Annotated in this window: 21 protein-coding genes, 1 tRNA gene and 1 other RNA gene; 7 read left to right on the top strand and 16 right to left on the bottom strand. The window is 43.2% G+C overall.

Annotation, left to right across the window (positions count from 1 at the left end; all coding sequences use genetic code 11):
- Positions 1-9: 9 nt before the first annotated feature.
- Both FJR71_RS08030 and FJR71_RS08025 read right to left on the bottom strand, forming a co-directional pair.
- Positions 10-1,083 carry a site-2 protease family protein gene (locus tag FJR71_RS08030; RefSeq protein ID WP_061564671.1) on the bottom strand — a complete coding sequence of 358 codons (1,074 nt, stop codon included), beginning with the start codon at positions 1,081-1,083 and terminating at the stop codon, positions 10-12.
- 17 nt (positions 1,084-1,100) lie between these two features.
- Positions 1,101-1,571 carry a DUF3013 family protein gene (locus FJR71_RS08025; RefSeq protein ID WP_140814541.1) on the bottom strand — a complete coding sequence of 157 codons (471 nt, stop codon included), beginning with the start codon at positions 1,569-1,571 and terminating at the stop codon, positions 1,101-1,103.
- Positions 1,572-1,685: 114 nt separating this feature from the next.
- Between FJR71_RS08025 and FJR71_RS08020 the strand changes: the two genes are divergently transcribed.
- From FJR71_RS08020 to FJR71_RS08015, 3 genes are all read left to right on the top strand, one after another.
- The gene (locus FJR71_RS08020) at positions 1,686-2,957 is read left to right on the top strand and encodes a replication-associated recombination protein A (protein WP_061564669.1); all 1,272 of its coding nucleotides are present in this window, start codon (positions 1,686-1,688) and stop codon (positions 2,955-2,957) included.
- Positions 2,958-3,023: 66 nt separating this feature from the next.
- Positions 3,024-3,217, top strand: a non-coding RNA gene (gene ssrS, locus FJR71_RS10235) — 6S RNA.
- A 2-nt stretch (positions 3,218-3,219) separates the two neighbouring features.
- A tRNA-Lys gene (locus FJR71_RS08015) sits at positions 3,220-3,292 on the top strand.
- Positions 3,293-3,378: 86 nt separating this feature from the next.
- On the opposite strand, the gene FJR71_RS08010 is transcribed toward FJR71_RS08015, so the two are convergent.
- From FJR71_RS08010 to FJR71_RS08000, 3 genes are read right to left on the bottom strand one after another with little or no spacing between them, the layout of a single operon-like run.
- The gene (locus FJR71_RS08010; protein WP_140814539.1) at positions 3,379-4,518 is read right to left on the bottom strand and encodes a site-specific integrase; all 1,140 of its coding nucleotides are present in this window, start codon (positions 4,516-4,518) and stop codon (positions 3,379-3,381) included.
- A gap of 1 nt (position 4,519) precedes the next feature.
- The gene (locus FJR71_RS08005; RefSeq protein ID WP_000369785.1) at positions 4,520-4,708 is read right to left on the bottom strand and encodes a DUF3173 domain-containing protein; all 189 of its coding nucleotides are present in this window, start codon (positions 4,706-4,708) and stop codon (positions 4,520-4,522) included.
- 11 nt (positions 4,709-4,719) lie between these two features.
- Positions 4,720-5,697: a replication initiation protein gene (locus FJR71_RS08000; RefSeq protein ID WP_140814536.1), complete on the bottom strand. Its 978-nt coding sequence runs from the start codon at positions 5,695-5,697 to the stop codon at positions 4,720-4,722.
- 439 nt (positions 5,698-6,136) lie between these two features.
- Here FJR71_RS08000 and FJR71_RS07990 point away from each other — a divergent pair, with 439 nt between their 5' ends.
- Positions 6,137-6,646, top strand: a complete 510-nt coding sequence (locus FJR71_RS07990) for a helix-turn-helix domain-containing protein (RefSeq protein WP_014635150.1) — start codon at positions 6,137-6,139, stop codon at positions 6,644-6,646.
- Positions 6,647-6,962: 316 nt separating this feature from the next.
- The gene (locus tag FJR71_RS07985) at positions 6,963-7,973 is read left to right on the top strand and encodes a YeiH family protein (RefSeq protein ID WP_140814533.1); all 1,011 of its coding nucleotides are present in this window, start codon (positions 6,963-6,965) and stop codon (positions 7,971-7,973) included.
- 588 nt (positions 7,974-8,561) lie between these two features.
- Here the strand turns inward: FJR71_RS07985 and FJR71_RS07975 are convergent.
- Positions 8,562-9,101, bottom strand: a complete 540-nt coding sequence (locus tag FJR71_RS07975; RefSeq protein ID WP_006597035.1) for a T6SS immunity protein Tdi1 domain-containing protein — start codon at positions 9,099-9,101, stop codon at positions 8,562-8,564.
- 264 nt (positions 9,102-9,365) lie between these two features.
- On the opposite strand from FJR71_RS07975, the gene FJR71_RS07970 reads away from it, so the two are divergent.
- Both FJR71_RS07970 and FJR71_RS07965 read left to right on the top strand, forming a co-directional pair.
- Complete coding sequence (locus FJR71_RS07970) at positions 9,366-10,469, top strand: ABC transporter permease (protein ID WP_140814531.1); 1,104 nt, start codon at positions 9,366-9,368, stop codon at positions 10,467-10,469.
- A 1-nt stretch (position 10,470) separates the two neighbouring features.
- Entirely contained in the window at positions 10,471-11,160 is a 690-nt protein-coding gene (locus FJR71_RS07965; protein ID WP_061564667.1) for an ABC transporter ATP-binding protein, read from the top strand.
- A 191-nt stretch (positions 11,161-11,351) separates the two neighbouring features.
- Here the strand turns inward: FJR71_RS07965 and FJR71_RS07955 are convergent, their stop codons facing one another.
- The 10 genes from FJR71_RS07955 to FJR71_RS07910 all read right to left on the bottom strand — a co-directional run bounded on the left by FJR71_RS07955 (position 11,352) and on the right by FJR71_RS07910 (position 21,788).
- On the bottom strand, positions 11,352-12,677 hold the full coding sequence (locus FJR71_RS07955; RefSeq protein WP_140814530.1) for a sensor histidine kinase: 1,326 nt from the start codon (positions 12,675-12,677) through the stop codon (positions 11,352-11,354).
- Positions 12,674-13,327 carry a response regulator transcription factor gene (locus FJR71_RS07950; protein ID WP_140814529.1) on the bottom strand — a complete coding sequence of 218 codons (654 nt, stop codon included), beginning with the start codon at positions 13,325-13,327 and terminating at the stop codon, positions 12,674-12,676. Before FJR71_RS07950 ends, FJR71_RS07955 begins: the two co-directional genes overlap by 4 nt.
- Positions 13,328-13,399: 72 nt before the next feature.
- A complete protein-coding gene (locus tag FJR71_RS07945) occupies positions 13,400-14,776 on the bottom strand; it encodes an ABC transporter permease (protein ID WP_048789497.1) in 1,377 nt (458 codons plus the stop codon).
- Between the two features lie 12 nt (positions 14,777-14,788).
- Positions 14,789-15,421: an ABC transporter ATP-binding protein gene (locus tag FJR71_RS07940; protein WP_009731296.1), complete on the bottom strand. Its 633-nt coding sequence runs from the start codon at positions 15,419-15,421 to the stop codon at positions 14,789-14,791.
- Between the two features lie 15 nt (positions 15,422-15,436).
- Entirely contained in the window at positions 15,437-16,699 is a 1,263-nt protein-coding gene (locus FJR71_RS07935) for an ABC transporter permease (protein ID WP_140814528.1), read from the bottom strand.
- Positions 16,700-17,653: 954 nt separating this feature from the next.
- Complete coding sequence (groL, locus tag FJR71_RS07930; RefSeq protein ID WP_048789495.1) at positions 17,654-19,276, bottom strand: chaperonin GroEL; 1,623 nt, start codon at positions 19,274-19,276, stop codon at positions 17,654-17,656.
- A gap of 23 nt (positions 19,277-19,299) precedes the next feature.
- Complete coding sequence (groES, locus tag FJR71_RS07925; RefSeq protein WP_048789494.1) at positions 19,300-19,584, bottom strand: co-chaperone GroES; 285 nt, start codon at positions 19,582-19,584, stop codon at positions 19,300-19,302.
- A gap of 127 nt (positions 19,585-19,711) precedes the next feature.
- The gene (locus FJR71_RS07920) at positions 19,712-20,005 is read right to left on the bottom strand and encodes a hypothetical protein (protein ID WP_048789493.1); all 294 of its coding nucleotides are present in this window, start codon (positions 20,003-20,005) and stop codon (positions 19,712-19,714) included.
- Between the two features lie 102 nt (positions 20,006-20,107).
- On the bottom strand, positions 20,108-20,962 hold the full coding sequence (locus tag FJR71_RS07915) for a PTS system mannose/fructose/sorbose family transporter subunit IID (protein WP_042361448.1): 855 nt from the start codon (positions 20,960-20,962) through the stop codon (positions 20,108-20,110).
- Positions 20,946-21,788, bottom strand: coding sequence for a PTS mannose/fructose/sorbose/N-acetylgalactosamine transporter subunit IIC (locus FJR71_RS07910; RefSeq protein ID WP_048789492.1), 843 nt, complete (start codon positions 21,786-21,788; stop codon positions 20,946-20,948). The genes FJR71_RS07915 and FJR71_RS07910 overlap by 17 nt, the downstream gene beginning before the upstream one ends.
- Positions 21,789-21,818 lie beyond the last annotated feature (30 nt).

The following is a 21,818-nucleotide window of genomic DNA, read 5'->3' as shown; positions in this document are numbered from 1 at the left end:
TTCCTTTTCTCAACTCACCTGAGTCTCGTATTCCTGTATGGCTTGTTCTAACTCATCTAACCACTGCTGGTAATAGGCTTTCTCATCCCGCAACATGCGACTTACATCCATCTTCTGTCTAGCAAGCTTGATCGCCTTGTGGGTCTGGGCCAAATCCTTCTTGACCTTAAATTGATACCAGGCTTGGACCGCCTGTATATTGGTCAATTTCATCGACAAAAAAGACTTGACTCGTCGAATGGTCGCGAATTCCTCTGCTTTTTCATGATCTCCTTCCAACAAGGCGATATGCAACAGAGATAACTGAACGGCCGTTTGAATCATCGGATTATCTGCCCTCTCCAGTAAAGACTGAAACTGCTCCTTAGCCGCCTCTCGATTGCCCTCTAGAATCAAGACTTCTCCTTGAAGGGCTAAGACACCCTCCACAAAGCCTCCTTGCGCCTCCTCAGGAACAGGTCTAACAAAATCTTTTAGATCGTAATCTTCTGGCGCTAGCAGGGTCTGAGCAGAATGGCGGAGTCCGAGATAAGCATAGACCACATTTTCAGGATGGTGCATCAATTCTAAAATTTTAGCTCCATCTGTAATCCCAAGGGGGAGAGTATTGGCCAAAATGAAGGAGATATTGAGACAAATCCAAGTGCCTGCAAAATACCAACTCTGTGTCAGAACTCCAAAAAGGATGGATACGATAAGTAAAGTCAAATGAACCAATATCCCACCTGAAAGCATCAAGATCATTCGTTGGTCACTTTCATCCTCTTTTAGTCCAATATACTGGGCACCGACATTTTTCAGAACGGCCGTGCGGCTAAGACGAAACTTCCCTGCTTTTTTAGTCAGGAGAAAACTTCCCAAGCCTAAAGCGACGAGCCGATAGCCCGTCAGATAACCACAGAAAGCATGCCCCAGTTCATGGAGAATGAAAATGAGATACATGCTAGAAAAAGTAAAGAGATAGCCCGGTACAAAAACTAGTTGAAAACCCAACTCCGTAAAGGCTATCGTCCCCAAGGCAAAAGCAGCCATCAAGAGAAGAAAGGACAGACCGTAAACCAGATAGATCCCAATTTTTTTCATAAACTCTCCCACTATTCCTAATATCTCGGATAAGGGTAAAAGGTGCTTTCTTCCAGGCCAACCTTTCCTTCTTCAAAGACTTCTTGGTTCCAGGCGATCTCAAAGCTCTCTGCTTCTTCGTCTGCTAAGAAATCCATGAGGTCATCCAAGGCCAGCTCGGCTGTATCCTTTAGGAAGGTCGCAAAATAAGCTAGAAACTCCCGAGACAAGCCTTTTTTCGGCTCATAAGGAATCGCCGTTAAATAGGCATCTTCTTCCACATGCGACTTGGCTGGATTGTAGAAGATGACGGCTTCTTCAAAGAAGATATCCTCGTCAGACTCCTCCCCCGACTCATCGACCAAGGCAACTCCTCCTGTGTTTTGCACTTCCAAGAGAAAAGCCACTTCTACCGCATGATTTTTCTTATCCCAATTGATCTCAAAGTCAAAGGGAAAGACCTTGTCCATTTCCTCTTCTAAAACATCCAAAAATCCATATTTAGACATCGTGTCCTCTTTCTAATTTCCCACTCTTAGAGCGGAATATGATACAATAGTTACTACAATCTTACCATAAAAACTGCCTCTTTTAAAGGAGACAAAGCTAGAAAGGAGACCCTCATGCCGGACAATCTCGCCCTGCGCATGCGCCCCAAAACCATCGACCAGGTTATCGGCCAAGAGCACCTCATCGGGGAGGGGAAAATCATCCGTCGCATGGTGGAGGCCAATCGCCTCTCGTCCATGATTCTCTACGGCCCTCCGGGGATTGGCAAGACCAGTATTGCTTCTGCCATCGCGGGCACGACCAAGTATGCCTTTCGGACCTTCAATGCAACTGTCGACAGTAAAAAACGCCTGCAAGAGATCGCAGAGGAAGCCAAGTTTTCAGGTGGCCTAGTCTTGCTCTTGGACGAGATCCATCGTTTGGACAAGACCAAGCAAGACTTCCTCCTGCCTTTATTGGAGAGCGGTCTGGTCATCATGATCGGCGCTACGACCGAAAATCCTTTTTTCTCCGTGACGCCGGCCATTCGCAGTCGGGTGCAGATCTTTGAGCTGGAACCCTTGACCAATGAACAGGTCAAAGAGGCAATCCAGTTGGCACTGAGCGACCCTGAGCGGGGCTTTGACTTCCCTGTTACCCTCGATGAGGAAGCCTTGGATTTCATCGCTACTTCGACCAATGGAGACCTGCGTTCTGCCTATAATTCTCTCGATTTAGCTGTCCTCTCTACCAAGGAGGGGGAGGATGGCATTCGCCACATCAGTCTCGACATCATGGAAAACAGCCTCCAACGGAGCTATATCACTATGGACAAGGACGGAGACGGTCACTACGATGTCCTCTCTGCTCTACAAAAATCCATCCGCGGATCCGATGTCGACGCTAGTCTCCACTACGCCGCACGCTTGATTGAAGCGGGCGATCTCCCTAGCTTAGCCCGTCGCTTAACCGTCATTGCCTACGAAGATATCGGCCTGGCCAATCCAGATGCACAGATCCATACGGTGACAGCCCTTCAGGCAGCGGAGCGCATCGGCTTTCCCGAAGCCCGCATCCTCATCGCTAACATCGTCATCGACCTGGCCCTTTCGCCTAAGTCCAACTCGGCCTACGTCGCCATGGACAAGGCCTTGTCTGATCTCCGGAAGTCGGGCAACCTTCCTATCCCCCGCCATTTACGAGATGGCCACTATGCCGGAAGCAAGACCTTGGGAAATGCCCAAGACTATAAGTATCCCCACAATTATCCTGGCAATTGGGTCCAACAGGACTATCTACCAGACAAGCTTAAGGGGGCCTCTTATTTCACTCCCAATGAAAATGGCAAATACGAGCGAGCCCTAGGGGCGACAAAAGAGAAGATTGATCAACTCAAGAAAAGGTGATATCGGTTTCAAAAAATTGAGATTTTCCCTTGAAATTTTTTTGAAATATGGTATCATATACATATAGAAACGCTGTGGTGTACGACTTCACACTTAAGTGTTGACCGACTATTTTTTGTATTATTAGGGAAACAAAGGACTTCTAACAGCATGCAGGCCGTATCACGCGGAAGCAGCTTCAGTTAGAGCAAGTTGCCCACCTGCTTAATTGCGCGGGTTCAATACAAACCGTGAAGTTTCGGCACCAATACAGCTTTTTTTTGCCTCCTTAGCTCAGTTGGTAGAGCAGTAGACTCTTAATCTATGGGTCGCAGGTTCGAGCCCTGCAGGGGGCATCTAAATCAACAGGAAAAAGCCTTGATTTAAAAGGCTTTTTTGCTTGTCTATAACTGATTTGCCCCATCATTTGCCCCACATTTTTTTATGAGCAATCTTTCCAGACATCTCTGATTTGATTAAATTCCTCAAAAATTTTCTCCTCTAAAGTGTGTCCATATACTTCTACTAACATTGAAATATCTCTATGCCCGAGAATTTTTGCAATAACTCCAAGGTCAAAACCTTTGTGCCAGAGGTAGCTTCCATAGGTATGACGTGCTCCTTTTGTCGTGATAATTGGATAAATATCTAATTCATTTAAAAGAACACTTAAAGCTTTATTGACACTTGCAATGTCTGGTACCAAGTGAATATATCCATAATGCTGAAAAATCATTTTATACCTATTCTTGATTCCTAGCTCTTTATTAGCCTTCTCCTGTTCAATTTTTAGGACTTGTAATATCTTAATACATTCTTCGTCTATCGGTACCATCCGAATAGACGTTTTGTTTTTTGGAGGGACAAATTTATGAGAAAGCGTATTAAACCTCCTATATGTTTTTAGCAGTCCTCTATCAAAATCAACTTCATTCCAAGTTAACGCTATTAACTCTCCAAACCTCATGCCTGTTTTTAATAGAAAATAGACGATATAAGGAACAATTGAACGTTGGTAATCAAATTTTCTCTTTACTGCTAAAAGTAAATTCAGATAGTCCTTTTCTGTATGTAAATATTTCTCTTCTGTCATCTGTTGTTCTTTGGATGAAAATAACTCGACATGTTGTGTAAAATCATCTATTAGAACTTTGTCAGCAATTGCCATTTGGATGCTCTGATGAATTCCAGTATTCAATCTACCAAGAAAATTTCTACCAACTGTTTGCCCATACTTATTCATTATTCTTTGGTATTCACTCGCACGAATTTGAGTGACTTTTTTATTTCCAAATAATCTTTCAATTGTGTTTTTACGGAGAAGATATTTTTTCTTTGTCTCTTCCGACCTACTACTCGGTAGAATTTTTAGTTCAAGCCATTCTTGATATAGATCGACAAGAGAAATATCTCTAGAAATTCTTTTCCCTAAACGAAGTTCTTGCAGAATCGGCTCAGCTTCTGACTCTGCAAGTTTTTTTGTTTTAAAACCGCTATTATGAGCAATAGTTTTTCCTTCGTTACGAATTTCATAGGTCCATAAGTTACTATCTCCTCGCTTTCGATAACGAACACTTGCCATATTACGCCACCTCTGTTCCTAGAATCTCATTTACAACACTTTTTGGAACAACCATCAAACGTTTGCGATTATAAAATGTATAGCCTCGTGATACAAGTAATTCTCTTGCCTGATGAATGATATCATTCGCTGTATGAGGGCGATAGCCCATTTCAATTAATTCTTTGTTGCTAATTAAATTATTATCCATAGTTATCCTCCTTATTTATTTTCTAAAGTCAGAAACTCACCTACAAGTAGTTGTAATTCTTTATTTAATTTAGGGAGATTCTGTATTAATACTTCTTTTAATTCTTCCGCAAATTGATTCGTTTCTTCTCTCAATAGTTTGCGGACTCTTGTTTTTTTCTTTTTGATGCTGTCTGATTTTAAATTTGGAAAAGCCAATGACAACAGTTCAGGATTGTTGAGAAAAATAATTGTAAATGCTCTTTGATCCACTCGAATATGATCTAGCTTATAAAACCCAAAATTATCAAGTCTACTCATAATATCTTGGACCATCTCCTCACCAATCGCTTTGGTTCTGAGTTGGAACTCTAGTCTCCACCAAAACGGATTTACATCCAAATCTAGCTTCTCTTCTCGCTTGTGAGCAATGATTTCTTTATTCTTATCATATAACCTAACTTGTACATTACTACCGCTAGAACCCCAATATTTCGTCTCTAATTCGCCCCCTCGACCATAGAAGACCTTATGGGTAACACCACCTTTAATATGTTGCAAATTAACGATCTCAGGCCTGTTGAAAATGTCAAATGCCAAATCAAAACGAGACAAACGTACCGTCAATGAATTCAATCTGGCAAAGTACATTAATTGCCTCCATACTTTCATTCCATCAAATTCTTTTAAAGTGTTAGGATTGAAATCAATCCGAATCAATTGTTCACCTCCATAAGTGGATAATTGAAAAAATATAATATTGATTGAATCATACTCATTAAAATCTTTAGCTAAAGTAAAGACATCATCTCGAACATTATCATATAATTCAAATGAATCAACTCTTGTACTTATTGCCTGTTTCAGATTTTTGAAAATCCGTCTTAGGGAACCAGTATCTGTATCCCAGATAACCGTTAGTCTATCAATACTGACATCTAACCTCTGTACTAATTCTCCTATTTCACATCGTTCTTGAATGCTTCTTAAATCTTGTATAGAAACCAACAAAATTGTCCCCCCTTCTTTTAGATTTTTTAGGTCTCAGAAACACCGTCAAATCAACGTTTGCCCGTTCCGTCGTTCTTTGGACGTTGTCCTAAGTGTACCTTTTTGCTGGCTGTTAGAATAGCCAGCTTTTGCTTGGCTAGAAATTGTCTGGACGGCAGTCTTCGGGACTTCGCCTGACTTCCCGTCAGGCTCGCCCTTGTCCTTGTCCACACAATTTCTAGCTCTAAGGCTTCGAATAGTCATAAGTCATCGTCTTGTCCTCAACTTCTTCCCCACTCACCAATCCTAAACTTACGAGCTATTTTTTTGTATTATTTATAACTTATTTATAAGTTATAAATATATTTTATAAAAAATATTTTAAACAGTCAACTAAAAACTTGATTTGTAAGTTTATAGGTGATAAAATAAGTTAAAAATAAAAGAATAGGAGTTTTCCATGACCTTTATTATTCAAAATTTTGGACCCAATTTGGCACGCCTACGCATAGAAAAAGGAGTAAGTCAAACTCAACTAGCTGAAGATTTAGGAATTGGTAAACAGTCCATCTCTGATTACGAAAAACAAAAAAGCTATCCTACCTTTGCAAATTTAGATAAGATAGCAGAATATTTTAATGCAACTCCAACCCAACTATTTGGAACTAGTAAAGAGATTGAGTTAGAAAAGAGTGTTCTTGAAACTAATGAATACTCTGATAAAGTAAGTGAAATCTTAAAAGCTGTCAAATACATCGAACATTTTCTAGAAACAGATGGACAGTACTTAGAGGATTTACTTTACCTAACAAGAGGCAACCAACTATACACAGAAGATGGAGAAGAGTTGTATATGGATCCAACTTCTCCGAAAAGAACATTTCATAACCAATATGAACCTGGTTTTATTGTAGCAAGAGATAAATCCCCACTAGAACTCTTAATTGAAAATAAGGACCTATTAGATTAAAAAAAGCGAGGATATGTACTGATCCCAAAAGTTAGATTTTTTCTGTCTAACTTTTGGGGTGCAGTACATTTTCAACTCTCTTATTTATTTTCTTATCTCACATAATTACTTCACATGTCCAGGCTCATCAAATTCATTTTTTTCAATAACATATGCCACATTTGCATCCTTATTGATCAAAGAACATATATCTATTATGCTACAATAGCTTTCTGACCGCAAAATCCCGTTTATTTGCAACCTTATTCCCACTTTTTATTTTACTTTTCTGACAAACAAGATTATAATAAGAAGTATTTTATTTTCGGAGGTTTTTATGTCATTTCTATCAAAAAATTGGGCAGGACTGTTAGCCTGTCTGATCATTTCTATCATCTCTTGGGTTTTAGGAGGCTTTCTGCCTGTTGTGGGAGCACCTGTTTTCGCCATTTTTATAGGAATGATTCTCCATCCCTTTCTCACTTCCTATAAACAACTGGATGCCGGCTTGACTTATAGCTCCAAAAAATTGCTTCAGTATGCTGTTATCTTGCTTGGATTTGGACTCAATATCTCTCAAGTTTTCGCAGTTGGAAAATCTTCCCTTCCTGTCATCCTTTCGACCATTTCTATCGCTTTAATTATTGCTTTCTTTTTCCAACGATTTTTTAATCTGGATACAAAGCTAGCTACCCTGGTTGGTGTAGGTTCTTCTATCTGTGGCGGTTCTGCCATTGCAGCGACTGCTCCTGTTATTCACGCCAAGGAAAAAGAAGTAGCCCAAGCCATTTCTGTTATCTTTTTCTTCAATGTCTTGGCAGCTCTTATCTTTCCAACTCTAGGTTCTTGGCTCCATCTCTCCAACGAAGGTTTTGCTCTCTTTGCGGGTACTGCGGTCAACGATACGTCCTCTGTAACAGCCACAGCTAGCGCCTGGGATAGTCTATACAATACAAACACTCTTGAGTCTGCCACTATTGTCAAACTGACCCGTACTCTAGCTATTATCCCTATCACTCTCTTCCTCTCCTATTGGCAAAGCCGTCAACAAGGCAACAACCAAGGGGTAAAGCTTAAAAAAGTCTTCCCCGTTTTCATCCTCTACTTTATCCTAGCTTCTCTGCTAACTACTCTTCTCACATCTTTCGGTGTCAGCAATAGCTTCTTTTCACCTCTCAAAGAGCTCTCCAAATTCCTCATCATCATGGCTATGAGTGCTATTGGTCTCAAAACAAACCTCATTGCTATGATCAAATCCAGTGGAAAATCCATTCTTCTTGGAGCCCTTTGCTGGATTGCTATCATCCTGACTAGTCTTGGCATGCAATTACTCATCGGTATTTACTAAGAAAAAAGGGAGCCTAAAGGCTACCTCAGAACGTAGACAAACGTCATTTTTGGCGTTTGTCTTTTTGTATGTTCAAAGATATTTTGTCTTATCATCTACTATTCCATCCAAAAATCTGATTTAAATCAAAATAAAAAGGGATATTCCCTATCCATTTCGATAATTTTTTCATTAATTTGTTTTTCCATTTTATCCTCCGATTAGTCTCGCACTGATATTTATTGATAACAACACTATATTTCTAGTATAGCATAATCATCAGATATTATAGGTTTCCAAACCAAATGAGAGTCATTCGTTTTTGCCCCACTTTTGCCCCATTTTTAAATCATGACATTGGAAATACCTAAAAGTACTTCCCTAAAATCACTTATATTTCAATATTTTTAATTACTCTCAATATGAAAATCCTTTCCAAATCCATGCAGGGGGCATCTAAATCAACAGGAAGAAGCCTTGATTTAAAAGGCTTTTTTGCTTGTCATTTTGTTTTTTTACCAAAATTTGTACCGAAAATTTTATATTCACAAAATAAGCGAGTCTCATTCAAAGAATCGAAAAAACCACCTCGGGGGTGGTTCTTTTTTATCAATCGTCAAACACTCCGCCTGTGAGTTGGTACATGAGGTAAATGTGCTCCAGGATTTTAACTTTATCCATATGATCCACATTTTTAAAGCCTCCTAATGCTAGGAGCGGGGCAAAACCGAAACATTGGTTATAAGACAGAGCACCATATTTTGACACAGCTTGTCTATATAAATCAAGTTCAAAGTTATCAGTCACATATGAGTTATCTAAATACTGAAGGAAATATTTCAAACTCTTTATAATAATGTCGCAGTCTTGAAGGTTATATTTTACAATACCAACAAATTCATTCTCTTCCCAAGTAATAATATCTCCAAATGCTGTTACGAACATAGGAAAAGCGATATCTCCTCTGAAATAACTATCTTGGAGAAGTTCAAGATAGTCATCTGGATTAATGACTTTGAGATAACCATCTAAAAAGGTTCCCAAGCCATCCTCCTGCCAAATCTGTAACAACTCAGCAGGGACTTGGTCCTTGTATTTTTCAATAACTTCTTGGGGCATATCTGCCTCTTTGATAAAGTTTTCTAACATGTTATCCTCCGATTTGGTTTTTAGCATCGTTTCTCTATAATCCCAGTATACCACAAACCATATGTATCAGAGTCTACTTAACAAGAAGAATAACAGTTTCATAGGCATTTAAGTATCTAAAGGAAAGATAATAAGAATAATGTTTTTGAAACACTCTACCAAACATCAGCCTCCTATTATCACCCCACTTGTGGTATGATGGTAGAGTATGTTTAGGTGCTAGCAACCCTGCTCAAGCACCTCCGTGCTAAAAGGAGAATGAATATGAAAATCGCATGGAATGAAATTAAATACCAACCCAAGAAGTTTATCCTGATTGAACTCCTCATTACCATTCTCATGTTTATGGTGGTGTTCTTATCCGGCCTGACAAATGGATTGGGTCGTTCGGTATCGGCCCAAATCGATAACTATGGGGCCCTGCACTACATCCTTTCGACAGATTCAGAAGGGATTATCCCCTTTTCAACCATTACGACGAAAGATTTAGATGAGATTAACAAGATAGAAGGGATGGACTATTCTGGCTTGTCGATCCAACGGGCAACTATCTCAAAAACAGAGGATTCCAATACTCTGGACATCACCTACTTCGCAACCGACCACAATGAAGAAGAGATCCTCAATCCAATCATGGAAGATACAGACCTCAAGATCTCCGACTTAAAGAAAAACGAGGTCATTCTGGACCATTCTTTCAAAGAGGATGAGGGAATCCAAGTCGGCGATCAAGTGATCGATAAAACTTCTAAGCAAAAACTCAAGGTCGTGGCCTTTGCGACAAATGCTAAATACGGCTATAGTGAGATTGGCTTTATCAGCTCGGAGACCTACACAGGCATGCGGCAAAAAACAGATCCAAGCTATCAATGGCAAGCCCAAACCCTTGTGACCAAGAAAAGCATCACTTCTAGCAATCTAGCCAGTAACTTAATGGTGGCAGATAAGAAGCAAGTGATCGATAAAATCCCTGGCTACAAGGCTCAAAACCTGACGCTACGGATGATCACGTGGGTGCTCTTACTCGCTTCTTCTGCTATCCTTGGAGTCTTCTTCTATATCCTCACCCTGCAGAAGTTGAAACAATTCGGCGTCTTAAAGGCCATTGGCATGTCCATGAGCCAGATCACCTATGTCCAACTATCTCAGCTCACCATCATCTCCCTCATCGGAGTACTGCTGGGGCTTGGCCTGGCAACTATGATGGCGCCATTTTTACCCAATAGCGTCCCTTCCTTTATGACCCTGAAAGACAACCTCACCATCTCGGTTAGCTTTATCCTGACCTCTATCTTGTGTGGTGCCTTGTCCCTTGTCAAAATCAAAAAAGTAGATCCAATCGAAGTCATTGGTGGAAATGGAGAATAAGATGGCCATTATCGCATTAGAAAATATCAGAAAATCCTACGCCGATGGCAGCCAGATGCACCATGTCCTCAATCAACTGAATTTAAGCGTCGAACCCAACGAATTTGTCGCGATCTTGGGCCCTTCAGGATCCGGTAAATCCACTCTCTTAGCTATCGCTGGTTTACTCTTATCAGCGGACGAGGGGCGGATTTCTATCGCTGGCCAAGACCTAACCGGCCTCAACCAAGGCCAGTGGACGCAAAAACGTCTGGAATTGCTCGGCTTTATCTTTCAAGATCACCAGCTCCTCTCCTATATGAAAATCGGTGACCAGTTAGAACTGGTAGCCAAATTGAAGGGGGAAAAGGACAAGAAAAAACGCCAAGAAGAAGTCAAAGCCTTGTTGGCAGATCTGGGCATCGAAGCTTGTTACCACCAATACCCGAATCAGATGTCCGGTGGGCAAAAACAACGGGCAGCCATCGCTCGGGCCTTCATCGGAAATCCGCAGGTCATTTTAGCCGATGAACCAACCGCTAGCCTAGACCCAGATAGAGGGAAAGAAATCGCCCAGTTGATCCAGAAAGAAGTCAAATCCAAAAACAAGAGCGCCATCATGGTGACCCATGACCGCTCCATCCTGACCTATGTGGATACCATTTATGAATTAAAACACGGCCAATTACTAAAGGTCGAAAAAGTTGATTAAATACAAAAAGAGGCTGGGACAAAAGTCCTAGCCTCTCAATTGTCTTTGCATTGTCGAGCAAGACGCAGTGGTTGAGTGGGTTCTACTACGCTGATTTCATCAGCTTTTATAGCCCTACTCAACTATGCGGAGGTGGGACGACGAAATCGAATTCTAACGAATTACCGATTTCTGTCCCTCTCTCTATTTTTTTATTCTTGAGGATCTTTGGGCAGTTCCATACGGAAGCGCAAGCCCATAGCCGTTTTATCAAATTGGTAGGCCAGTTCTTCATGGTCTAGCAAGTGTTGGACCACGAAGAGTCCCAAGCCGCCTTCCTTCTTCTGGCGACTAGCGGTCATTGGAATTTCAGCGGTCTCTACCATTTCCTGGCTGGTATTTTCAACCGCCAAGTGCGTCCCTTCTTCTTCGAGACGGAGCTGGATCTCTCCACCGGCATCCGAATGCTTGACGGCATTACTAATGACATTTGAGAGGACCAATTTCAGAATCGCTGGGTCCATATAGACTGGTTTGGCTGGGATCTGATTGTCAATCGTGAGCGAGCGAGATTGAGCCAAGACCTTGTACTGGTCGAGGATCTGCTCTAAGACCTGATCCAGCTGGATCCACTCCTTGTCTCCGGCTAGTTCTTGGACAGAGGACAGAGATAGAATTTCCAGAACAATCTGGTTCATCTCATCGACGATATCGAGAGAGACCGACAGATAGCGGTCCCGATCCTTGTAGCGGCCGATCTTATCCCGCATATTTTCTAGGATAATCTTCAAGCTGGCCAGAGGAGTCTTGAGCTCATGCGAAGCCCCTCTTAGAAATTCGACCTTCATCTGCTCCAACTTCAGATTTTCCTGTTTCTGCTGCTCTAGATTGTCGATCACCTCTAAAAGATGGTGATAGAGGTCGTTGATCTGTTGCTTGAGAACGCCGATCTCATCCTGCGAATGAATGGGAAGACTAGCTGTCCGATCCAGCCGTTTCATTCGCTTGGTCATCTGCTTGATCTCCAGGATCGGAGCAGAAATAAGGCGGGCATAGAGATAGGAGGCAATCAGTGACAGAACAAAGGAAGCAAGGAGACTATAGGGAAGAAAGCCCAGACTGATGTCCCGCGCTTCCTTTTGCGAATCGACGGTCGCGAAGAATTGCAAGGTTAAGTCTTTCCCTTCCTTGGTCTGAATCTTTCGCTCTTCAATGACCAGGGAATTGTTCTGGCTATCAGGGTTCAGGAGCAGGTCATCCTTGACCTCTAGGGCATTTTGTTTTTGCTTTCCTTTGATAGACACCTTGATATCATTGGTCTTGGAATAAAGGTCGATGACTGACTCAATGGTCCCTTCTTCCTGGCCCTGGAAACTCTTAGCCAGGGCTTGTGATTTCTTCAAAATCGTCTGGCGCTGGGACTCGATATAGGTCGATGGAAAAATAAAGTAAACCGAAGCATGTAGAAGGATGACTAAGCTACTAAAAAGGGCAAAGGTAATCAGAAAGATTTTTGCAAAGATACTCCGTTTGGTCATGGTCTCTCCAATTTATAGCCGACATTGCGTACCGTAACGATACAGTCCAGCTCCAGTTTTTTTCGTAGTTCCTTGATATAGACATCGATCACCCGGTCAAAAGGAATCTCCTCCGTCTCCTTCCAAACGGCATCGAGGATTTGAGAGCGGGTCCGGGCCTTGCCCTCATGCTGGAGCAAGTATTCCAAGATTTCCAACTCCTTGGCATTCATGGAAATGGCTTGGCCTGCTAGGCTGGCTGTGTAGCTCTCAAAATCCACCCGTGCCTCTCCATAGGTGAAGACCCGGGAAGGTTGAAGCTTTTTAAAAATAGCTTCGATACGGACCTTCAAGAGGGACAAGGAGAAGGGTTTTTCCAGGTAGCCATCTGCCAACTCTCCAAAGGCTGTCAACTTATAGTCTTCGTCATGGAAGGCCGTCAGCATAAGGACAGGGACTGAGCTGGTCTTCCGGATGGTCTTGAGCACTTCCAAGCCATTGAGGATAGGGAGCTGGATGTCCAGCAAGACCAGATCTGGTATCTCTCTGAGAAAGAGGTCCAGGGCCTCCTGCCCATCACCTGCTTCAAAGACCTCATAGCCACATTCCATGAGATAGTCGCTCATCCCTTCGCGGATCAGGACTTCATCTTCTACGATTAGTATCTTCATACACTTTCCTTTTATCTAAGAAACTTCTTCTACCTCCTATTATACCCTATTTCTATTTTAGGAAACAATCTCTTATTCGACATCCACCAAGAGTTCCTTTGGTTTCTTATGCAAGAGCCATTGAGAAGAAAGGATGGAAACCAGGATCAAGAGGAGCCCACCGACCAAGACAATCACCAACAATTGGCTCGGTTGGATATCCATATGGATATCAGTCAGGGTCTTACTGAAGCTTTCTGCCTCAGCTCCTCCACCAAGGTTGGCTGCAGAGGATTCTTGAGCCATTTGTTTGGCAATGCCACTGGTTACGTTCTTAAGCACCGTATCTCCGACTCCTTTGGCAAGAAGTCCTGCAACTCCATAGGAGAGGAGGAAGGCTGGGATGGAAATCATGACTAATTCTGCCACGAATTGTCCCGCAATCTGCACCTTAGAAAGTCCTAAAGCCAGCAAGATACCCACTTCTCTGCGACGGGCATTGAGCCACAAGACGAGGAGAAGGGTGAGAAGCAAGCTAGCAAAGATGAGGCTACCGATAAACAAGTAGTCCGCCACTTGGAACATGCTGCTGATCGATTTTTGCAAGGCTGGGTAGTTGGAAGAGCTCTTAACCAAGTCAAAGTAATTCCATGGGATATCCAAGGCTTTGATTTTTTCGATTAATTTATCGAGGTCTTGATCCCCTTTGGCAAAGAAGGTCGCATCCTCATAGGTAGCTGTTTGAACAGTATTGCCATAGAGCTTGGCAGCTGTATCTAGGTCAGAAATGAGGGTATCTTCATACAATTCTTGGGCGTAAGTTAGAGGAGCTTGGTTCTTCCCTGAGAACAGACCTTTAATGGTTACTTCGACAGTTTCATTAGCCCCTTTTTCATTGTCAGCATCGTAGAGATTGGACTTGAGACGCACCTTATCGCCCACCTTGAGACCATTCTTTTTCGCCAAATCTTCGTGCATGAGGATTTGGTTTTTGTCCTTGTCTGTCAGGTGCTCTCCTTGGACCAGCTTGTAGGCTCCAGAGACAAACTTATCTTCTTTAGAAGAGTCATTGACCCCTGTCACCATCAAGGTGTTCTTAAAGTGCTTGGCCCGCTCTGGAGATTGATTTTGCAGGGTTTCTTCAGTCTCAATAATCTCGTGGTCTAGGATATCTGCGATGGCATTGATCCGCTTGATGGAGGAGGTGATCCCCTCTACCTGGCTGATTTTTTCGATATCTTCTCCTCTGAGATTCCCAGCTCCCCGAGGGGTTCCTGGATTGGTCCTGCGGTTGATCTGCATGGAGAAGCTATTGGTGATGGATCCCAGGCTTTCCGATGAAGCTTGTTGGGTCGCTCCCTTCATGGAGAGTCCAATCAAGCTCAAGGTCCCCATGAGGAGAATGATGGCAAAGAGCAAGAGAGACTTGGGCCATTTACGTGTGATATAAGCAAAAGCATTTCGCAACATAGCATTCCCTCCTTACTTGCTCTTCTCAACGAGGCTACGGCGACTCAATTCCAAGACCACATCGGAGGCCTCTGCCACTTCCTTACTGTGGGTGACGACAATGACACATTTTTGACGTTCCTTGGCCAACTTCTTCAAAATGGCAATAATGTCACCGGCTGTCTGTTCATCTAAGTTTCCTGTCGGCTCATCTGCCAAGATGACAGGTGCTTCTGAAACGAGCGCACGCGCAATGGCCACCCGCTGTTGTTGTCCTCCAGATAATTGCAGGACATTGCGTTTGATTTGCGTTTCGTCCAATCCCAATTCCAAGAGAATCTCTTTCCCAGCCTGTTTGTTAACCAGACGGACATTTTCCAGCGGCGTCAAATAATCGATTAGATTGTAATTCTGGAAGACCAGGGAGACATGGTGCTTGCGGTGGTAGCTAGACCCTTTGGTCTGGATGTCCTCCCCATCAAAGAGAACCTGACCCTTCTTGGGATTGTCCAGACCAGCCAAGAGGGAGAGGAGGGTCGATTTCCCAGTTCCTGACTGACCAATAATACTGTAAAATGTCCCATTTTCGAACTGATAGTTCACATTTGAGAGGATATCTTCACTATAGCTTTGGTAACTATAGGCTACATTCTTGAGTTCTAACATATGTGTCATTTCTCCTTAACTCATTTTTGTTAATATTTCTTTTGGGGTCTTGCGCCAGATCATGCTGGTCGTTACACCGAGCGACAGAAGGATCAAGCACAAGAGGCTAGCATAGGCGATTCCTAAGGAAAGGCCTTGAGGGACTTGGTTGAGCAAGTCTAGGGTCTGCTGTTGACCCGTCTGTCCGACAAACTGCTCTAAAAAACGATGGCTGACCATCCGCCCGATGAGAAAGGCTGGGATCACCGCTAGTAAGGATACCAGCACCACTTCCAAGAGGAACTGTCTAAAGATCCGGCCCTTGCTCTTCCCAATGGATAAGAGCACCCCGATTTCATGGATCCGCTCCCGTGTCCAGAGACTGAGTAAGAGCGATAGAGCACCTGCTCCCGTCACTAGGAGGACGATCATCATGATCCGTACCAGGCCTTCTAGGGTCTGGGAGGATTCTTTCATCTGGTCAAAGGCCTTGCGATCTTCGACCAAACGGAGAGACTGCCAATCCAGATCCAAGCTTTTGACTTGCTTCAAGAGGGCATCGATTTTCTCAGGATCTTTGACGCCAAAGGTGACCTGGGTCACTTCTTGCTGACTGAGACCTAGGAGCTTGGTCGCATCCTCATAAGGGAGGTAGACTTGGTTTTCACTCAGATCTGAGGTCATCCCTGTGAATTTTTCCTGTTTCTTACCCGAAAAAATGCCAACGATTTTAAAGGTTTGCTCTTTGGCAGGAGTCTCTCCCATCTGAAAGCTGGATAAAGTCAAGGAATCTCCGACCTTTAGCTTGTTCTTCTTAGCCAACTCTTCGTGGATCAAGATCTGGCCGCGAGCCTGATCGGATAAGTGCTTGCCTTGCACCAGTTGGAAACTACCACTGCGGAAATCCAGGTGCTGGTCTGTCTTCTGGGTGAAAACAGCGCCTAGCGCTTGCTTGGCTTCCTGCCCCAAATCGTCCCGCTCTACCGACTGCTGTCCCGTCACCGCTTCTTTACCAAGAATGCGAACGGGACTTTCATATTGAGGAACCATGGCTCCCACCCCAGCTAGTCGCTGCACCTTTTCAGCCTCCTTCAGCGCAAAGGGAGTATTCCCCTGCTTACTGGTCAGGGCAAAACTGGTCCCAGCCGACTGTTTGATATGGTCCTCCAGCCTTCCTCCTACTTGCATCAGTGAAAAACAGAAATATAAGCAAGAGAGGATCAAGAGGAGAATCAGAAAGAGAACCAGATTCCTCGTTCTTTTTCGAGTAATATAGGCAATTGCCTGTTGTAAGAGCATGAACTCACCCTCCATTTCAAGGTCCACAGAAATCAAATGTGGACGCTTTCATCATTTGTTATAGTTATTATAGAAAAGAAATGTGAAATGTTTATGAAATAGAAAAAAACTCCCCCAGAAAAATCTGGAAGAGCCTTAGCAAGGGGTGGATGAAAAAGTTTAATATGAAAAAGGTCGATAAAAATTAAGAATCAAAAAGTTTTAATTTATTCGATCAAGTTTTTGTCTTTAGACATGTATGTGGGAAATATTCCCCCCTTGCTCTAGTGTAGAACATTTATCTACTTCCTATATTTTAACGCATCTTTGTTACAAAATAAAGGAATTTGTATTGCATTTTTGTTCCAAATATCGAACAGGCAGGTTACTTCAAAATACCAACTATCTATCCACCAGCTTCAAAGGTTATTCTTCCCTTAACATCACTATATGTAAACAAAAATCCGCACCTCAAATAACTGCTCTGATCCTCATCGGATTGATCTTAGTTTCTTCAAGAAAGGAAACCGAACTGTAGAAAAAACAGGCTTCAGCCAAATTTATTTCACAAACTTTCGTAATATATATAAATATGCATCCTTCTGCCACAAAGAAAAGATTAGAATAATCAGTTCATCCAATGATTGATTGAGGATTGGAGACTTGCCAACCTCTTTGAGCTAGTAAGATGATTAGGCACTTTAGTACCAATCTTTTACACAGGTTACGACGCGAAAAAGGGAGGAACGATACTTTCCTCCCTTTGAGCTAGTAAGACGTTTAGCCAAACCGCCTGATAGCGGTTGGCGTCAAATGATTAGAGGCATAGTCTCAATCAAACACACAGATTACGACAGAAAATAAAGAAGGCCGATAATGCCTTCTTTGTTTTCTTAGTAAGATGATTAGGTAGACCGCGACATAGCGGCTACCGTCCAATGATTCGGTGCTTTAGCACCAATCATTGGTATCAGATTACATCATCCCACCCATCATGCTTGGATCCATAGCTGGTGCTGCTGGAGCTGGTTCTGGTTTGTTGGCTACCACTGCTTCGGTCGTCAAGATAAGGCTCGCTACGGAAGCCGCATTTTGAAGGGCTGAACGGCTCACCTTCACTGGGTCGATAATTCCTGCTTCAATCATGTTGACCCATTCACCTGTTGCAGCATTGAAGCCTGTTCCGACTTCTGCATGTTTCAAGCGATCGATAACGATTGATCCTTCATAGCCTGCATTGTGAGCGATTTGACGTACAGGCTCTTCCAAGGCGCGAAGCACAATGTTGCGTCCTGTCGCTTCGTCCCCTTCCAATTCAAGGGTTGCAACTGCAGAAATAACATTGGCAAGGGCCGTACCACCACCGGCAACAATTCCTTCTTCAACCGCTGCGCGTGTCGCATTGAGGGCGTCTTCGATACGGAGTTTCATTTCTTTCAACTCTGTTTCGGTTGCAGCTCCGACCTTGATGACTGCAACGCCACCAGACAATTTTGCCAAGCGTTCTTGGAGTTTTTCACGGTCAAATTCTGAAGTTGTGGTTTCGATTTGTGATTTGATCACAGCCACACGGTTAGCGATAGCTTCAGGATTTCCTGCACCTTCTACAATGACTGTGCTATCTTTGTCCACTGTCACCTTACTTGCTTGACCGAGCGCCTCGATGGTCGCATCTTTCAACTCAAGACCAAGATCTTCTGTGATAACAGTACCACCTGTCAAGATCGCGATGTCTTCTAGCATAGCTTTGCGACGGTCTCCAAATCCTGGTGCCTTAACAGCTACGACATTGAAAGTTCCACGAATCTTGTTCAAGACAAGCGTTGGGAGGGCTTCTCCATCCACATCATCCGCAATGATCAAGAGTGGACGGTTGCTTTGAAGGATACTTTCAAGCAATGGCAAGATTTCCTGGATGTTTGATACCTTCTTGTCGGTGATCAAGATATAAGGATTTTCAAGGTCTGCCACCATTTTTTCATTATCAGTGACCATGTATTGAGAGAGGTAACCACGGTCAAACTGCATTCCTTCAACGACTTCTAACTCGGTTTCCATTCCACGAGATTCTTCAATCGTGATCACCCCATCGTTACCCACTTTTTCCATGGCTTCTGAGATGTATTCACCGACTTTTTCAGAGCGAGAAGAGACAGCTGCAACCTGGGCGATAGCCTCTTTATTGGCAACTGGAATGGCATTGTTTTTCAAGGCTTCAACAGCAGTCGCAACCGCTGCTTCAATCCCTCGACGGATACCAATTGGATTCGCACCCGCTGTAACGTTCTTGATCCCTTCACGGACGATAGCTTGGGTCAAGACAGTCGCAGTGGTTGTTCCGTCTCCAGCGATATCGTTGGTCTTAGAAGCAACTTCTGATACCAATTTGGCACCCATATTTTCGAAGTGGTCTTCCAATTCGATTTCCTTAGCGATAGTCACCCCATCATTGGTGATCAAGGGTGACCCAAATGATTTTTCAAGAACCACATTGCGCCCTTTAGGTCCTAAGGTCACCTTAACGGTATCTGCTAGGATATCCACCCCACGGACCATGGCTGCACGAGCATCTGATGAAAATTTAATTTCTTTTGACATACATCTTTCTCCTTTCTGATTCTTTAGGCTTCAACAATGGCAAGAATACTTGCAGTCCCAACAATCGTGTACTTCTCATCGCCGTCTTTCACTTCAACGCCTGCATGATTTTCCACCAAGACCGTATCACCGACTTTGACACTTGGTGCTACCAACTCGCCACTGAGGGTCCGAACTCCCTCACCTACAGCGATAACTTCTGCTGTTTTAGTTTCAGCTTGACTTGCTCCTGCGATGACAAAGCCACCGACTGTTTGTTCTTTTTCTTCTACTTTCAAGACCACTCGGTCTCCTAATGGTTTTAACATGTCATTCCTCCGTTCTTGTATTTTAGCACTCTTCAGCAACGAGTGCTAACTCATGTTTCTATTGTATCACTTGGTCAAAAATAGTCAAGAAAAAAACACCTCAATCTCTTCGAAGTGTTTTCGATTTCTAGCCAACCAAATTTAGTTTTTGTTGGTAAGCTTGGATGACTTTTTGTAAGTTGGCTCGACCACGATACATCCCATACCCCACTAGCAACATCCCTGCTATTCCAATCAGGGCAATCAAGCTACCTAAGATCAAAAATAGGAGGGAAGTCTTGTGAAAGAAATAAATCAGCAGTCCACCAATACTGGCCATGAGAAAGAGCACACTAAACCAGCGACCCAAGTTTTCCAACATATGGCGTTGGTAGCGAATTTCCGTCTCATACCCTTTTATTAATTCTTGTCTGGTGTGCATAGATGCCTCCTTCAATAAAAATTGAGAATGAAGTATTCGTAAAGGAGGTCACGTACTTCATTCTCAATGCTCCGGTTGCAATAAACTGTTTCCAGTTTTCTCTTAGTATTTGAGACCTGGGTCAAAGATTCCAAGAGCTACCCCAGCTAAGGCGATGATGACTAAGAGAAGCATGACCTTGTTTGGTGAGACTTTCTTCTTCGCCATGAGCCACCAGCAAAGCGTGATAAAGGCAGCAGTCAAGAGACCTGGATAGACGCCATCAATCTTTTCTTGGATTTTAAGGAAGGCTTCTCCATCAGCATTTTTGAATTCGAGGGCTGTTGTAACAGAGACCCAAGTCGCTGCTACGGCACCGATGACCATACCACCGACCACACTAATTGCTTTACGAAGGGCTTGTCCTTTTGGTCCTACAAGGAATTCAACAGCCTTGTCCCCTAAGTGATAGCCTTTGAAGAAGGCGAAACGCATGCCTAAGTAGACCAAGAGGTTCCAAACGACGATATAGAAGAGAGCTCCTGCAATGTTTCCGCCTTTAGAAAGACCAAGGGCAATCCCGAGAAGTACAGGAATTAAGGTCCCAACAACCAAGGAGTCCCCAATCCCAGCGATTGGACCCATCAAACCAGCACGCATCCCGTTGATGGTTTCGCCATCTACTGCTTCTCCATTGGCACGCGCTTCTTCCAAACCAGCTGTGATCCCTACAACCAATGATCCCAATTGTGGTTCCGTGTTGAAGAAGGCTGTATAGGTTTGCATGGCTTCTTTTTGTTCTTCTTTGGAATCATACATTTCTTCCACGATTGGAAGCATTGAAGTCAAATACCCAAAGGTTTGCATGTGTTCTTGAGAAAAACAAGTCAAGTGACCATAATACCAATGATGGAATGCTTTGGTTAACGTTTTCTTTGAAATTTTCTTTTTATCAGCCATCTTAGATATCCTCCTCATCATCGTCAAAGTCATTTACTCCAGCAGGGACGACTTTCATTGTTTTAATCACTTCAAGTTCATAGTAGATCACTGCAAAGATCAATGAAACTACCGCACTCGCTACCAAGTTCAAGCCAAGAGATTTTGCCAAGGTAAATCCAACAAAGAATGGAATGAAGTCTCTTACTTCTGTAACGATTTGCTTCAAGAGGATGGCAATACCGACACATGGAAGAAGGGCACCGACTGTAAAGAGGGCTTTCATCCAGTAACCATCCATTGGAAGGTATTGTTTCATCAAATCCACCATGTTTTCACCGTATTTGGTGATAATCATGGTTGGAAGGAAGGAGAAGAGGAAGTGAGAAATCCATGGGTAAACCCAATCAACTGCGTAGAGTTTTTTGAAGTTTCCTTCTTCAACGGCTTTCCAACCGATATGTTGCCAAAGCAAGTTCATGGTTGCAGTACCGTAGAAAAGAACGGTACCGATAGTCCCAACGGCTGCACCGATTGGGGCTGCTGCCGCTGCAATTGCTGCCTCACCCGTGATATTGTTAGCATGAACAAATAAGATAGAAAGGGGAATTCCGATATAAGAAATAGCCCGTACATCAGCAGATACAGTTCCACCAGGTGTTACCAAAGCGATATAAACGACCTGAAGGGCAACCCCGACCATGATACCGGTTGTCACATCTCCAAGGATTAACCCTGAGATCAACCCACCAACTAGGGGACGACCAAGTGTATAGTTCCCGATACTGGAACCACCCATACCAGGCATTGAAGACAAGCTGGCGAAAATACCAAGCAAGATTGCTTGAATCCATGAAATTGTCATAACAAACGCTCCTTTTGTTTGTAAGTATAG

The sequence above is a fragment of the Streptococcus xiaochunlingii genome, assembly GCF_006385805.1.
Lineage (GTDB): Bacteria > Bacillota > Bacilli > Lactobacillales > Streptococcaceae > Streptococcus > Streptococcus xiaochunlingii.
Note: the sequence above shows the minus strand (reverse complement) of the source record. Positions and strands in the feature narration are given on the sequence as shown.

Bases quoted from the DNA above. Each gene is read 5' to 3' on its own strand.
- FJR71_RS08030 (WP_061564671.1), bottom strand. From the start codon at position 1,083: ATGAAAAAAATTGGGATCTATCTGGTTTACGGTCTGTCCTTTCTTCTC.
- FJR71_RS07985 (WP_140814533.1), top strand. From the start codon at position 6,963: ATGTCATTTCTATCAAAAAATTGGGCAGGACTGTTAGCCTGTCTGATC.
- FJR71_RS08005 (WP_000369785.1), bottom strand. From the start codon at position 4,708: ATGGATAATAATTTAATTAGCAACAAAGAATTAATTGAAATGGGCTAT.
- FJR71_RS07910 (WP_048789492.1), bottom strand. From the start codon at position 21,788: ATGACAATTTCATGGATTCAAGCAATCTTGCTTGGTATTTTCGCCAGC.
- FJR71_RS07950 (WP_140814529.1), bottom strand. From the start codon at position 13,327: ATGAAGATACTAATCGTAGAAGATGAAGTCCTGATCCGCGAAGGGATG.
- FJR71_RS07955 (WP_140814530.1), bottom strand. From the start codon at position 12,677: ATGACCAAACGGAGTATCTTTGCAAAAATCTTTCTGATTACCTTTGCC.
- FJR71_RS08025 (WP_140814541.1), bottom strand. From the start codon at position 1,571: ATGTCTAAATATGGATTTTTGGATGTTTTAGAAGAGGAAATGGACAAG.
- FJR71_RS07920 (WP_048789493.1), bottom strand. From the start codon at position 20,005: ATGCACACCAGACAAGAATTAATAAAAGGGTATGAGACGGAAATTCGC.
- FJR71_RS07940 (WP_009731296.1), bottom strand. From the start codon at position 15,421: ATGTTAGAACTCAAGAATGTAGCCTATAGTTACCAAAGCTATAGTGAA.
- FJR71_RS07945 (WP_048789497.1), bottom strand. From the start codon at position 14,776: ATGTTGCGAAATGCTTTTGCTTATATCACACGTAAATGGCCCAAGTCT.
- FJR71_RS08010 (WP_140814539.1), bottom strand. From the start codon at position 4,518: ATGGCAAGTGTTCGTTATCGAAAGCGAGGAGATAGTAACTTATGGACC.
- FJR71_RS08020 (WP_061564669.1), top strand. From the start codon at position 1,686: ATGCCGGACAATCTCGCCCTGCGCATGCGCCCCAAAACCATCGACCAG.
- groL (WP_048789495.1), bottom strand. From the start codon at position 19,276: ATGTCAAAAGAAATTAAATTTTCATCAGATGCTCGTGCAGCCATGGTC.
- FJR71_RS07935 (WP_140814528.1), bottom strand. From the start codon at position 16,699: ATGCTCTTACAACAGGCAATTGCCTATATTACTCGAAAAAGAACGAGG.
- FJR71_RS07990 (WP_014635150.1), top strand. From the start codon at position 6,137: ATGACCTTTATTATTCAAAATTTTGGACCCAATTTGGCACGCCTACGC.
- FJR71_RS07975 (WP_006597035.1), bottom strand. From the start codon at position 9,101: ATGTTAGAAAACTTTATCAAAGAGGCAGATATGCCCCAAGAAGTTATT.
- FJR71_RS07965 (WP_061564667.1), top strand. From the start codon at position 10,471: ATGGCCATTATCGCATTAGAAAATATCAGAAAATCCTACGCCGATGGC.
- FJR71_RS07970 (WP_140814531.1), top strand. From the start codon at position 9,366: ATGAAAATCGCATGGAATGAAATTAAATACCAACCCAAGAAGTTTATC.
- FJR71_RS07915 (WP_042361448.1), bottom strand. From the start codon at position 20,962: ATGAGGAGGATATCTAAGATGGCTGATAAAAAGAAAATTTCAAAGAAA.
- groES (WP_048789494.1), bottom strand. From the start codon at position 19,584: ATGTTAAAACCATTAGGAGACCGAGTGGTCTTGAAAGTAGAAGAAAAA.